12 protein-coding genes, 1 pseudogene and 1 other annotated feature are annotated in these 13,450 nt (G+C 41.0%); of the genes and pseudogenes, 11 read left to right on the top strand and 2 right to left on the bottom strand.

Going from position 1 to position 13,450, the window contains the following annotated elements:
• The first annotated feature begins 48 nt into the window (after positions 1-48).
• From PROCOU_RS11265 to PROCOU_RS11240, 6 genes are all read left to right on the top strand, one after another.
• The gene (locus tag PROCOU_RS11265) at positions 49-507 is read left to right on the top strand and encodes a DUF948 domain-containing protein (protein ID WP_036072485.1); all 459 of its coding nucleotides are present in this window, start codon (positions 49-51) and stop codon (positions 505-507) included.
• 21 nt (positions 508-528) lie between these two features.
• Entirely contained in the window at positions 529-1,032 is a 504-nt protein-coding gene (locus PROCOU_RS11260; RefSeq protein WP_036072483.1) for a YtxH domain-containing protein, read from the top strand.
• Between the two features lie 274 nt (positions 1,033-1,306).
• Positions 1,307-2,392, top strand: coding sequence for a bifunctional 3-deoxy-7-phosphoheptulonate synthase/chorismate mutase (locus PROCOU_RS11255; protein ID WP_036072482.1), 1,086 nt, complete (start codon positions 1,307-1,309; stop codon positions 2,390-2,392).
• Positions 2,393-2,850: 458 nt separating this feature from the next.
• Positions 2,851-3,849 carry a catabolite control protein A gene (gene ccpA, locus PROCOU_RS11250; RefSeq protein WP_036072480.1) on the top strand — a complete coding sequence of 333 codons (999 nt, stop codon included), beginning with the start codon at positions 2,851-2,853 and terminating at the stop codon, positions 3,847-3,849.
• A 109-nt stretch (positions 3,850-3,958) separates the two neighbouring features.
• Positions 3,959-4,160, top strand: a binding site (T-box leader).
• Between the two features lie 54 nt (positions 4,161-4,214).
• A complete protein-coding gene (tyrS, locus tag PROCOU_RS11245; RefSeq protein ID WP_036072478.1) occupies positions 4,215-5,474 on the top strand; it encodes a tyrosine--tRNA ligase in 1,260 nt (419 codons plus the stop codon).
• Positions 5,467-5,928: a GNAT family N-acetyltransferase gene (locus tag PROCOU_RS11240; protein ID WP_036072476.1), complete on the top strand. Its 462-nt coding sequence runs from the start codon at positions 5,467-5,469 to the stop codon at positions 5,926-5,928. The genes tyrS and PROCOU_RS11240 overlap by 8 nt, the downstream gene beginning before the upstream one ends.
• Positions 5,929-6,014: 86 nt before the next feature.
• On the opposite strand, the pseudogene rpsD reads toward PROCOU_RS11240, so the two are convergent.
• Positions 6,015-6,618 (bottom strand): annotated as a pseudogene (gene rpsD / locus PROCOU_RS11235) (30S ribosomal protein S4).
• Positions 6,619-6,836: 218 nt separating this feature from the next.
• Positions 6,837-7,325 carry a GAF domain-containing protein gene (locus PROCOU_RS11230; protein ID WP_036072473.1) on the bottom strand — a complete coding sequence of 163 codons (489 nt, stop codon included), beginning with the start codon at positions 7,323-7,325 and terminating at the stop codon, positions 6,837-6,839.
• Positions 7,326-7,492: 167 nt separating this feature from the next.
• On the opposite strand from PROCOU_RS11230, the gene PROCOU_RS11225 reads away from it, so the two are divergent.
• From PROCOU_RS11225 to argC, 5 genes are all read left to right on the top strand, one after another.
• Complete coding sequence (locus tag PROCOU_RS11225; protein ID WP_036072471.1) at positions 7,493-9,220, top strand: septation ring formation regulator EzrA; 1,728 nt, start codon at positions 7,493-7,495, stop codon at positions 9,218-9,220.
• A 104-nt stretch (positions 9,221-9,324) separates the two neighbouring features.
• A complete protein-coding gene (locus PROCOU_RS11220; protein ID WP_036072469.1) occupies positions 9,325-10,461 on the top strand; it encodes a cysteine desulfurase family protein in 1,137 nt (378 codons plus the stop codon).
• The gene (thiI, locus tag PROCOU_RS11215; protein WP_036072467.1) at positions 10,461-11,672 is read left to right on the top strand and encodes a tRNA uracil 4-sulfurtransferase ThiI; all 1,212 of its coding nucleotides are present in this window, start codon (positions 10,461-10,463) and stop codon (positions 11,670-11,672) included. The genes PROCOU_RS11220 and thiI overlap by 1 nt, the downstream gene beginning before the upstream one ends.
• Before the next feature lie 133 nt (positions 11,673-11,805).
• Positions 11,806-12,003: a CsbD family protein gene (locus PROCOU_RS11210; RefSeq protein ID WP_208293612.1), complete on the top strand. Its 198-nt coding sequence runs from the start codon at positions 11,806-11,808 to the stop codon at positions 12,001-12,003.
• A 391-nt stretch (positions 12,004-12,394) separates the two neighbouring features.
• Positions 12,395-13,423, top strand: a complete 1,029-nt coding sequence (gene argC / locus PROCOU_RS11205) for an N-acetyl-gamma-glutamyl-phosphate reductase (protein ID WP_036072465.1) — start codon at positions 12,395-12,397, stop codon at positions 13,421-13,423.
• Positions 13,424-13,450: the final 27 nt, after the last annotated feature.

Below are 13,450 nucleotides of genomic sequence, written 5' to 3'. Positions count from 1 at the left end.
AGGCATTAGGGGTACAGTAGTTAGATATATGGTGGAGGTGTGGAAAAGGTGGAAATAATTTTGTACATTGCGGCTTTGATTGCTGCAATCGCGCTACTTGTCATTGCTGTTTATCTAGGTATGACGCTTAAATCAACCTCGAAAACAATGGATGAAGTAGCCAAATCGCTTGAGGAAATGACTGGTGAAGTAAAGGGGATTACTGACCAGGCCGAGAAATTAATGAGCAAAACGAATGATCTTCTTGAAGATATTAACGGTAAAGTGGCAAAAGTTGACCCAGTATTCGATGCAGTTGGAGATATCGGTGTATCCCTTTTAGGGCTAAGCCAATCCGTTCGTGAACTAGCAACGCTTGCAACGAATAAAGTCCACACAAATGAGGCGAAAATCGTACAAGCCGTATCTTTTAGTAACTCTATTTTGTCATTCCGTGATAAAATGAAGGCAAATAAAGTTGCTAAACAAGCTGCAGCAGAGGCAAAAGAAGAAACGATAAATTTATAAAAGAAGATGGAGGGAAAATATATGTCTGGAAAAGATGGTATTAACGTAAAAGATTTTCTAATTGGTGGCTTAATTGGTGGTATCGTAGGTTCAGTAACGGCACTTCTTTTAGCGCCAAAATCAGGTAAAGAACTACGCGGGGATTTACATGAACAAGTAGATGTGATGAAAGAAAAAGGTGCACAATGGAAAGATGTTGCCTATGAAAAAGGTATTGAAATTGGCAATGTAGCTAAAGATAAGAAAGCGGCTCTTGTTGACTCGGCTTCTGAATTTGTTGGAGTAGTAAAAGATAAATCAGGTCAGCTTTACGAAACGGTTTCAAAGCAAACAAAATCAGTGAAAGAGACAGCATCTGCAGGTTTTGAAGCAACGAAACAAGTTGCGCAAAAAGCTGGTGAAACGTTCAAATCTGAAGCTAAAGATGCTCGCGATGACGTGAAACAAGCTGCTGATAAATCAAAAGAAGAAGTGAAAGAAGCTTCTGAAACAGCAAAAAATAAAACAGAAAAAAATTGTACATGACGCGAAAAAAGAATTAAAAAAAATAGAATCTAGGTTATAGGTGAGGTGTAATGGCACTTTGTTTATAACCTTTTTTTCTTACCTATCGTTATTTTATGAAAAATTAACTTGCAATTATAAGTACAGGATGTTAGTATTAATCTATATTGTTCGCTTTAACACTTAAAAGCGCTTAAGTAGGAAAGCGATATGGTGACAAATGAATCATTTTCATCTATAATGATAAAATATACTGTAAAAAGATGTACAGGGAAATTGGAGAGGTGGCAAAATCATGGGAAATCCAAATTTGGAAGAGTTGCGTGCACAAGTAGATAGCTTAAACATAGAGGTTTTGGAGGCTATCAACAAGCGAGCGAATTTAGTACAAGAAATTGGTAAAATTAAAGGGATGCAAGGTGTTATTCGATTTGATCCCGTTCGCGAACGCCAGATGCTAAATGCAATTACAGACGCAAATAAAGGTCCTTTTGAAGATAGCACGATTGAGAAGCTATTTAAAGAAATTTTCAAGGCTGGTTTAGAGTTACAAGAAGACGATAATTCCAAAGCATTGCTTGTTTCGCGTAAAAATAAAAAAGAAGATACAATTGTCAATGTGAATGGCGTACCAATTGGGAATGGCACGCCGACCTTCGTATTTGGTCCTTGTTCGGTTGAGTCTTATGAACAAGTAGCGACTGTAGCTGGAGCCGTTCGTGATAAAGGACTGAAATTGCTTAGAGGTGGTGCGTTTAAGCCGCGTACAAGTCCGTATGATTTCCAAGGACTTGGTTTGGAAGGGTTACAAATCTTAAAACGTGTAGCTGATGAGTTTGGTCTTGGGGTTATTAGTGAGATTGTGACACCGCGTGATATTGACGCGGCGTTAGATCATATTGACGTGATTCAAATCGGTGCTCGGAACATGCAAAACTTTGAACTCCTAAAAGCAGTGGGGCAAGTAGACAAACCAGTTCTACTAAAACGCGGTCTGTCTGCAACGATTGAAGAATTTGTTGGTGCTGCCGAGTATATTATGGCGCAGGGTAACGATCAAATTATCCTTTGTGAACGTGGTATTCGTACGTACGAAAAAGCAACACGGAATACATTAGACATTTCTGCTGTTCCGATTTTGAAGCAAGAAACGCATTTACCGGTGATGGTCGATGTAACGCATTCCACTGGGCGTAAAGATTTATTACTTCCATGTGCCAAAGCAGCTCTTGCGATTGGAGCAGATGGTGTGATGGCAGAAGTGCATCCAGATCCAGCAGTCGCGCTATCTGATTCAGCACAACAAATGGACTTGAAAGAATTCGACGCATTTTGGGAAGAGATTTTAAAATCGAAGTTAGTCCCTTCCAACATCCAGTAAGTCTCTCAGCGAGCCGACAAATAATCATCTCCGTCGTTAAAAGCTGTGCTCCGATGCTCACATACACTAGTATGCTCCGCTTCGGTACTCGCTTTTGCCTAGGATCTAATCATTTGTCGGCTCGCTGAGGTTTGGTGGGAAATTCGTTTTTTAAAGTAAATGAAGTAGTTAGGAAATGATTTCCTGATTGCTTTTTTTGTGTTTAAAATTAAGAGAGTCCGATATATTGGAAAATATGTAAGGGAATACATTTGCTATGAGAAGGGATTTTCTTGATTTATAGCGAAGTGATTAAATAAAACGCTTTCTTCTGAATTTTTAGTAATGTAAATAATAAGTGAAAACAATTGCATAACGAAAAAAACTATCGTATTATTAAGTGTAGGCAAGGTTGTTTACGTTTACAATGGTTACATATGGCTAACTGTTAAAATAAATGAATGTGGAGAGTGAAATGAATGAATATAACAATTTACGATGTGGCGCGTGAGGCAAATGTTTCGATGGCAACAGTTTCTCGTGTTGTTAATGGGAACCCTAATGTGAAGCCGGTGACTAGAAAGAAAGTTTTGGACGTTATTAAACAGTTGGGATACCGCCCGAATGCTGTTGCTAGAGGCTTAGCAAGTAAGAAGACAACAACGGTTGGTGTGATGATTCCTGATATTTCGAATGTATTTTATGCGGAGTTGGCGCGTGGGATTGAAGATATCGCAACGATGTATAAATATAATATTATTCTTAGTAATTCTGATGAAAATGAAGATAAGGAATTGCAAGTGTTGAATACGTTACTTGGCAAGCAAGTGGATGGTATTATTTATATGGGAGAGCGTATATCGGAGCAATTACAAGAAGAATTTGATCGGTCACCTGCGCCTGTTGTTTTGGCAGGTTCTGTGGACGCAGCGAATAAAATTGCATCGGTTAATATTGATTACAAACAAGCGAGCTATGAGGCTGTGTCCCGCTTTACAAAGAATGGTCATAAAAAAGTAGCGTTCATTAGTGGCTCTTTGGATGAGCCGGTAAATAGTGAGTTAAAATTGGGCGGTTATCGTGAAGCGCTGAAAGAGGCTAAAATTAAATTTAATGAAGATTATGTGCTAGAGGCGGCTTATAATTATGAAGCTGGTGTGAAAGCTTGGGCACAATTAAGTAGCTTGAAAGCAACTCCTGACGCGATTTATGTGGCGGATGACGAATTGGCGATGGGTGTTTTGAACGCGGCGCTTGACGCTGGTGTGAAAGTACCAGAAGAACTTGAAATCGTGACATCAAATAATACAAAATTGACATTGATGGCGCGCCCGCAGTTATCCACAGTAGTTCAACCACTCTATGATATTGGTGCCGTTGCTATGCGCTTATTGACGAAGTTGATGGCCAATGAAGAGGTAGAAGAAAAAACAGTTATTTTACCTCATAGCGAAAAAATGCGCGGAACAACACGTTAAAATTCACGAAAAAGTCGAGTAGATCAGTAATGGATTTGCTCGGCTTTTTCAACTGTACATCTTGACATCTGTTTCGGGCTATGTTAAAAATAGAAGTACAATATTATATCGAAAAGCTATGAACGGACGAAGTAGTCGCTGATCCCTGTTAAAAGAGAGCTGGTGGTCGCTGTAAACCAGTACAAATGAGTTGGACGAATTACATCCCGGAGCATATTTGCATTTGCAAACGGTTTTTGCCGTTATCTTAATGAAGTGAGGAAAATTTTTTCCTAAGTTGGGTGGTACCACGTATATTTTGCGTCCCTTCGTCAATTGACGGAAGGGGCTTTTTTGTTTTAATCATGAGAAGGAGTGAGTTTGAGATGAATATTATTGATGAACTAGAGTGGCGCGGTGCTATTTACCAGCAAACAGATGAAGAGGGACTTCGCGAATTAACGGAAAAGGAATCCATTTCTTTGTACTGTGGTATTGATCCAACCGGCGATTCGATGCATATCGGGCATTTAATTCCATTCATGATTTTGCGTCGTTTCCAAAACAAGGGGCATCGACCAATTATTTTAGTTGGTGGTGCGACAGGATCGATTGGTGACCCAAGTGGTAAGAAAGAAGAGCGTCAATTACAATCGATTGAACAAGTAAATAAAAACGTGGAGAGCCTGCGTAGTCAGCTTGAAACGATTTTTGATTTTTCTGGTGACAATGGTGCGATTATGGTGAATAACTATGACTGGACAAAAGATTTGACAGTACTAGACTTTTTGCGGGATTTCGGTAAAAATTTCAACGTAAACACGATGTTAGCGAAAGATATTGTAGCTAATCGTTTAGAGGTAGGGATTTCGTTCACGGAATTTTCGTACCAAATTTTACAGGCAATGGATTACAATGAACTGTATGAAAATCACAATTGTCGCTTGCAAATTGGTGGTAGCGACCAATGGGGAAATATTACAGCTGGACTTGATTTAATTCGTAAAAAACAGGGTGAGGGCTCAAAGGCATTTGGTTTGACGATTCCGTTGCTAACGAAAGCAGACGGCACGAAATTTGGTAAGACAGAGGGTGGTGCGATTTGGCTGAACCCAGAAAAAACAACACCATACGAGTTTTATCAGTTCTGGATTAATACAGATGATCGTGATGTTGTGAAATACTTGAAATACTTCACGTTCTTAGATCAAGGAGAAATTAGCGATTTAGAATCAGCTGTAAAATTAGAGCCACATCGCCGTGCTGCGCAACGCTCTTTAGCAGCTGAAATGACACGCTTTATTCATGGGCAAGCTGCGCTAGATCAGGCTATTAAAATTTCAGAAGCGTTATTTAGTGGGGATGTAAAAGTGTTAACGGCTGATGAGATTGAGCAAGGGTTTAAGGACGTCCCAACATTTGAAGCGGGGCAAGAGGAGAAACTGCTTGTTGATTGGTTAGTGGAGCTAGGTATTGAACCTTCAAAGCGCCAATCACGCGAAGATATTGGAAACGGCGCAATCTATATTAATGGTGAACGCGTACAAGAACTTGAGAAAGTTGTGACGAAAGCAGATCGTGTGGAAAATCGCTTTACTATTGTTCGTCGTGGTAAGAAAAAATATTTCTTGGTGCGTTATGTCTGAGAAGTTACACTTAACTCCTATGGCAAAAGAGCATTTTGCGGATTTTGCTGAGTCACTTAGTGTTGGTTATGCGAAAGATCAAGCGGATGCTGGGATATGGGCGCGCGAAGAAGCTTTATTTAAAGCGAGAATGACAACGATGGAGCTACTTCCAGACGGTGTTCGGACTAAGAATCATTTTCTATGGAAAGTCATGCGAGGAGAGGAATGTATCGGGACGCTATGGGTTTTTCAAGAGGAAAAAACTTATTTTATTTACGATATCCTAATTTTTGAAGCATTTCAGAACAAAGGTCTTGGAAGTGCGTTGCTGGAGTTGTTAGAAGAGCAGGCAAGAGAACGAGGTATTACCGAGATTTCGTTGCATGCCTTTGCACATAATAAGCGGGCAGTCCATGTGTATAAGAAAATGGGGTTTGAAATAGTCGATATTACGATGAGAAAATATATATAGAAGAGGGAACTCTGGCATAATTTTATGTCGGGGTTTTTGTTACAAAAAAACATCTGATGTCTGTTGCATCAGATGTTTTTGAGTGATTAACGTGAATAGAATTCTACGATAAATGCTTCGTTGATTTCAGCATGTAATTCTGAGCGTTCTGGCAGGCGGCTTAATGTACCTGTCAATTTCTCAGCGTCGAAAGTTAGGTATTCAGGCACGAATGCCGCCACATCTAAGCTCTCAGCGATTGCTGACAATTTAAGAGATTTTTCGCGAACACTGATTACTTGACCAGGTGAAACTTGGTAAGATGGGATGTCTACGCGTTTTGAATCTACTAAAATGTGACCGTGGTTTACTAATTGACGTGCTGCACGACGAGTGCGAGCAAGACCTAAACGATATACTACGTTGTCAAGGCGTTGTTCAAGTAAGATCATGAAGTTCTCACCGTGCTTACCTTGTAATTTGCCAGCTTTTACGAACGTGTTTTTGAATTGACGTTCTGTTAAACCGTACATGTGACGTAATTTTTGTTTCTCTGCTTGTTGTAAACCGTACTCAGAGATTTTTTTTACGTTGTGTCGGACCGTGTTGCCCTGGAGCATACGGACGACGTTCTAATTCTTTACCTGTTCCTGAAAGTGATAATCCCAAACGACGGGAAATCTTCCAGCTTGGACCTGTATAACGAGCCATTGATTGACTCCTCCTTTAAATTTGTTTTAGCATAAAACAAACAAGTGTGACCAACCAAATACGTGCAGTTTATCTTCATGTATCTTCGCCCTTGCAGCAGCAGGTTACAGGATACACCACGAAAAAATCGGGGATAAACAACGGTCATATTCATCATCACTCAAGCTGCATTTTACACGCTTTCTAGTATAGTACATTTTGCATATGCTTGTCAAACTTTATTGTATAGATGCTTTTAAAATGTTGACTATTTGCTCTAAGTATTGCTGATCGGTTTCGTCAAATCGATTTAAAGAGGGGCTATCGACATCTAAAACACCGAGCAATTTTCCATCGTGGACAATGGGGATGACAATCTCCGAGTTGGATGCGGCATCACAGGCGATATGTCCTGGAAAGTCATGAACGTTTTGCACCATATAGGTTTTTTGCTCCAAGGCAGCACTTCCGCAAACGCCACGACCTAGCGGGATACGGATACACGCAGGTAGACCCTGAAATGGTCCGAGAACGAGCTGATTGCTTACTTCTTCATATAAATAGAAGCCCACCCAGTTAATGTTGGTTAATGCTTGGTTTAAGAGCGCCGACACGTTGCTGATATTGGCAATGAAATTAGGTTCTCCAGCTATCATTGCTTCGACTTGTTTGACGCATAATTGATAATTTTCTGCTTTAGTTCCAGTGAATTTTGGAATTTCAATCATTTTTTTCACCACTTTTTCATTATTTTTGGTTTTAAATAAGGCAAATACAGCGGAATCGTGTTAGAATAGTGTATGTGTATAATGAATCAGTATAGCATGGATTTGTTATTTGTACTTAATGAATCGATTTAAAAAATAGAGATAATGGGATAATAGGAGGAAAAAACATGTTTGTTTGGTATTTAGTCGGCTTTGTAGTTATTGTGGCCGTTGTTTTTGCAGTTGGATACATAATGAAGAAAAAGCATTATCAACGAATCAATGAGCTTGAAGCGCAAAAAATAGAATTGATGGAGCGTCCTGTGATCGATGAACTTACGAAGGTGAAGAAGTTGAGACTTACTGGACAGACGGAGGACTTGTTTGAGTCTTGGCGTGACTCGTGGGATGACATTGCGACGAAGTTATTTCCCAACTTAGAGGAGTATATTCTTAGCGCGGAGCAACATACGGATCGTTATCAGTTCCGCCAAGCAACGCAGATGGAAAACCAGGTGGAACAGGTAATTCATGAAATTGATACGCAAATGAAGCAAATTTTGCGAGGTTTGAAGGAATTGCTAGCTAGTGAAGAACGCAATGCGCAGGATATTCGGATGGCAAAAGATAAGTTTACGACGTTGCGACGCGAAGTTTTGAGTAATGGTTATAAACTGGGTGATGCGCTACATGGTGTGGAAGGCGAGTTAGATACGATTGCGGAGAACTTGAACCGATTCGATATGTTGACAGATCAAGGGGACTATTTGGAAGCGCGCGAAACGGTGCTCAATGTGCAGCATGATCTCGAGAAGTTAGCGATAAGGTTGGAGAAAATCCCTGTATTGCTTCGTGAGAGCGATGTTATTTTGCCAGAGGAGATGGACAAATTACAAGCTGGTTATGACGAAATGGTTCATCAAGGCTATTTTTTGGAGCAGTTACAATTAGCCGCGGAATTAGGGCGAATGAGCGACCGTGTGTCTGATTTGAAAGAAAAAATTGTGGCAGGAGAGCTTGAAGCCGTGGAGGCCGGTGTGGCTGAATTGCATACAGAAATCAATTTGTTTTATGATACGCTTGAGCATGAAGTTGAGGCGCGCCATTTTGTGAAGGAAAACCGTATTGTTGTGGAAGCGAAGTTGGAGAAGCAGCTAGACGTTTCGGACGCGTTGGCAGAACAGATTAAAGAAGTGAAGCAGACTTATCATGTGACCGAAGAGGATTTAGCAAGCTATTTAAAAATTGCCAGCCAGCTAGAGTCACAAAAAGAGCAATTGGCAGCTGTTACGGAGCGACTTTCGGAGGTGAAAATCGCATACTCGGCAGCAGAAGATGCTTTAAAGGAAATCGATGCGGTTGTATCAAGTGTTTCTTTGGGGCAAGATGCATTTTCAGAAGAACTGCGCTCATTGCGAAAAGATGAGTTGGAGGCGCGAGAAGATGCTGATAGAATGCGTCGGGCGATTTTGAATTTGAATCGTAAGTTAGATCGTGAGCGACTTCCTGGTAAGCCAGAGGATTATTTAGCGTTATGCGAGCACATGGAACAGTCGATTTCTAAGTTGGAAGAGAAACTGGAAGAGAAGCCGTTAAATATGAAATCAGTAAACCATGAGTGGCAAGTTGCGCGAGAAGATTTAGTTCACTTGACTGAAAAAGCGGATGAAATGATAGAGAATGCGCACATCGTGGAACATGTCATTCAGTATGCGAACCGATATCGTTTGCAAACACCCGAACTTGCGGTTGCATTACGTCAAGCTGAAGACCATTTTTACGATGATTATCAATATAAGAAAGCACTGGAGCTTGCGGTGACAGCATTGGAGAAAGTAGAACCGAGTGCTTTTAAGAAAATTGAGAAAGCGTATGAAATGAAGATAAATGTGGATGAAGTAGAGGAAATCGAGTAGTGAGAATTTACGTCTTAATCCGTGGAAGAAGGATAGGGCGTTTTTCTTTTGGGAATTCGTATGATAAAATAATGAATGAGTATTAATGCATGGAGGCTTTTTGGATGATTTATTTTGATAATAGCGCGACAACGAAGCCACTTGACGCTTGTGTGGAGACCTATACAAAAGTAGCGACGAACTATTTTGGGAATCCGTCTTCGTTACATGGCTATGGAGCGAAGGTTAGTGAGTTGCATGAACAGGCGCGGATTCTTGTGGCGGGAATGCTTGGGGTATTGCCTGAAGAAATTATTTTTACTTCTGGTGGAACAGAAAGCAACAATATGGCGCTAAAAGGGGTTGCGGATTTTTATCGTGGTCGTGGGAAACATATTATTACGACTACTATTGAGCATCCGTCGATTCAAAATACGATGCAACATTTAGAGACGCAAGGCTTTGAAATAACGCGATTACCTGTAAATGCTACTGGAATTATATCGGTAGAGGATCTGAAAACGGCGCTTCGTGAGGATACGATTTTAGTTTCGGTGATGCATGTGAACAATGAAGTTGGTTCTCTACAACCGATTCAAGCGATTGCAGACCTTTTGAAGACACGCGAGCAGACTTTTTTCCACGTAGATCATGTGCAGGGATTAACGAAGGTGGCGCTAGATGTTGCTGGAATAGATTTAGTAAGTATTTCTGGGCATAAGATACATGGTTTGAATGGTACTGGTGTCTTAATAAAGAAGAAACGCGTTTCGTTGTTGCCGCTTTTAGATGGTGGTGGGCAGGAATTTGGCTTGCGTAATGGGACGGAAAATACAGCTGGGGTGGTCGCTTTTGCAAAGGCTCTGCGGATTGGACTGGAAAACCAGGAGGCACATGTAGCAGATTTGGAAACGATTAGAGATTATTTGTTGGATTCGCTTGCTGAAATTCCAGAAGTATCGATTCATACGGATAAGAAACAAGCGGCACCGCATATTTGTTGTTTTTCAGTTGTCGGGCATCGAGGGGAAGTTCTTGTTCATGCGTTGGAGGAATATGAGGTGTATGTTTCGACAACGAGTGCGTGTTCATCGCGTGCCAAACTTGCTAGTAGTACATTGAAGGCAATGCGGGTGACAGATGAAGAGGCTGTTGGTGCTGTTCGTGTGAGTTTATCTTACCAAAATACGATGGCTGAGGCAGAGCGTTTTATAGTAGTAATACAAACAATTATCAAAAATTTAAACGAAGTGGTGAAATGATGAAGTATGATCGTATAGTTGTTCGGTACGGCGAATTGTCAACAAAAGGCCGAAATCGGAAGCAGTTTATTAAAAAATTAGCGCATAATGTGAAGCGAGCGATTGCAGATTTTCCAGAAGTGAAAGTCTTTGGTGAGCGCGACCGGATGTATTTATTATTGAATGGTGCAGACGATCAAGTTGTTTTGGAGCGGTTACGACCGATTTTTGGAATTCAGTCTTTTAGTCCAGCGGTTCGAGTAGCTCAAGATTTAGAGGAGATGAAGCAAGCTGGATTGTCACTTGTTCGTGCGATGCATCAGATGGGTGGAACTTTCAAAGTCAATACGCGGCGTGCAGATCGTTCGTTTGAGCTGGATACGAATGAGATTAATCATGAGCTTGGCGGATTTATTTTGCAGCATATCGATGATTTGCGCGTCGATGTGAGAAATCCAGATGTGAAGTTACTTGTGGACGTCCGAAGTGAGGGGGTTTTCTTGTCGTGTCAGACGATTCAGGGGGCTGGTGGTTTACCAGTGAGTTCTTCAGGTCGCGCGATGTTAATGCTTTCTGGTGGAATCGATAGTCCTGTTGCTGGTTACCTGGCCATGAAACGTGGTGTGGAATTGGAGGCGGTGCATTTTCATAGCCCACCGTATACGAGTGAGCGCGCGAAGCAAAAAGCCATTGATTTGGCTGGGAAATTAGCGCAGTACAGCGGCCAGGTGCAGATGCATGTTGTACCATTTACTGCGATTCAAGAAATGATTAAAAAGCAGATTCCAGAAGGCTATACGATGACGGTGACTCGGCGCATGATGCTTAGGATTACGGATGCATTACGTCAACGCCGTGAAGGTTTAGCGATTGTAAATGGTGAGAGTTTGGGACAGGTCGCGAGTCAGACACTTGAGAGCATGTTAGCGATTAATGATGTGACGACAACCCCGATTATTCGCCCAGTTGTATCAATGGATAAGAATGAAATTATTACTATTGCTCAAGCTATTGATACGTATGATATTTCGGTACAACCGTTTGAAGATTGTTGTACGATTTTTACGCCGCCTTCTCCAAAAACACGTCCGAAATTAGAGAAAGTAGAGCGTTATGAGAGTTTTATTGATTTTGAGGCTCTGATTCAAGAAGCCGTAGCTGCAGCAGAAACTTTTTCGGTGGAAGTTGCGAATTTAAATAAAGTGCAGGATGAATTTTCGGATCTGTTTTAAAAAAGAAGCGATGCCAAGTGTGGCATTGCTTTTATTATGTTTTATATGTAACTAATAGGGTAAGGTTTACATAGAGGTGAGGAAACGTTTTTGCTAATGCCTCACTGGTTTGAATATACAAGGAGGTTAGAAAATGGTGGATGATAAAGGCAAGAAAGATCAGCTAACAGGTAAAGTCAAAGAAGAGACTGGGAAAGTAACTGGTGACAAAGATAAGCAGGCAGAAGGGCTTTTGGATAAAGCGAAGGGGAAAGTAAAAGAAGCAGCTTCTGATGTCAAAAAAGCAACAGAAAATTTGAAGGATGCTGCTAAAAAGAAATCGGATAAATAAAAATAATGTGTGAGGCCGTTCTTAGGAGCGGCCCAGCGTGTCGACAAACACTCATTTTCGTCGTTAAAAGCTCCGTTCCATTGCTCACGTACCCAAGTACGCTCCGCGCTGGTACTCGCTTTTGCCTAGAAACTAAGCATTTGTCGACACGCTGAGGTTTGGCGAGAAATCATGTAAAGCAGTTTTTCTACAATCTGAGGCCGTTCTTAGGAGCGGCTTTTTCAATGTATTTTGATACGTATGTGTGAATATGATTTTGCATATAAAACAATGAAAATATGCATCATTCATGCATAAAATAGTTTTATAATTTATAAAAAACCGTTTGACATTATAAATATACAAGTTTATAATAAGTTTTATCATAAAAAATAAGAAGGGTGGGAAAATCATGAAAGTTTCGATTATTGGAGCAACAGGTTACGGAGGGCTTGAATTACTTCGATTGTTGTATCAACATCCGCATGTGGAGATTGTATCCTTGCATAGTTTCTCCACTCAAACGGAAGATATTTCAAGTTTTTATCCGCATTTACATACGGTGTACCATCACGAGTTAGCTGAAATTGATGCAGCCAAAATTGCAGAGGAGAGTGAGGCTGTTTTTCTTGCTACGCCTAGCGGGGTTGCGAAGGATGCGGCACAACCATTTATCGATGCTGGGATGAAGGTTATTGATTTATCTGGGGATTTTAGATTATCAAAGGAGAAATATGAGAAGTGGTATAACAAGGATGCTGCGCCGATTGCTTACTTGAATCAAGCAGAATACGGTTTGGCGGAATGGCGGGAAAACGTGGAGACGACGTTTATTTCGAATCCGGGGTGCTACGCGACAGCAACTTTACTCGGTTTAGCCCCGCTTGTGATGCACGGCAAGGTGGAGGCGGATTCAATTATTGTTGATGCGAAATCGGGTATTTCTGGGGCTGGTAAGACGCCGAGTGCGAACACGCATTTTCCAGAGACAAATGAGAACATGACACTGTATCGGATGAATCAACATCAGCATATCCCAGAAATTATTAGGCAACTGCGAGTATGGGACGCGGGGATTGACGCGATTACGTTCTCAACTTCGCTTATTCCGGTGACGCGAGGCATTTTTGCAACAATTTATGTGCGAGCAAAAGGAGTAACGTCGACAGATGAGCTATTGGCGTTATACCGAGAAAGTTATGAAGGAAAGCCATTTGTACGTATTCAGGACCGGGATATTTATCCAACGCTTAAGCAAGTGACGGCTTCTAATTTCTGTGATATTGGGCTTTGTTATAATGAGCGAACGAATATGATTACGATTGTTGTGGTGATTGACAATTTGGTTAAAGGGGCTGCGGGACAAGCGATTCAGAATTTGAATTTGATGGCTGGTTTTGATGAGACAGCGGGACTTGATTTTATACCGGTTTATCCTTGATTTAGGGGGAAATGTGATGGAGAAATT

Source organism: Listeria rocourtiae FSL F6-920 (genome assembly GCF_000525975.1).
Classification (GTDB): domain Bacteria; phylum Bacillota; class Bacilli; order Lactobacillales; family Listeriaceae; genus Listeria_A; species Listeria_A rocourtiae.
The sequence above is the reverse complement of the archived record's forward strand: the minus strand, read 5'-3'. Positions and strand labels throughout refer to the sequence as shown.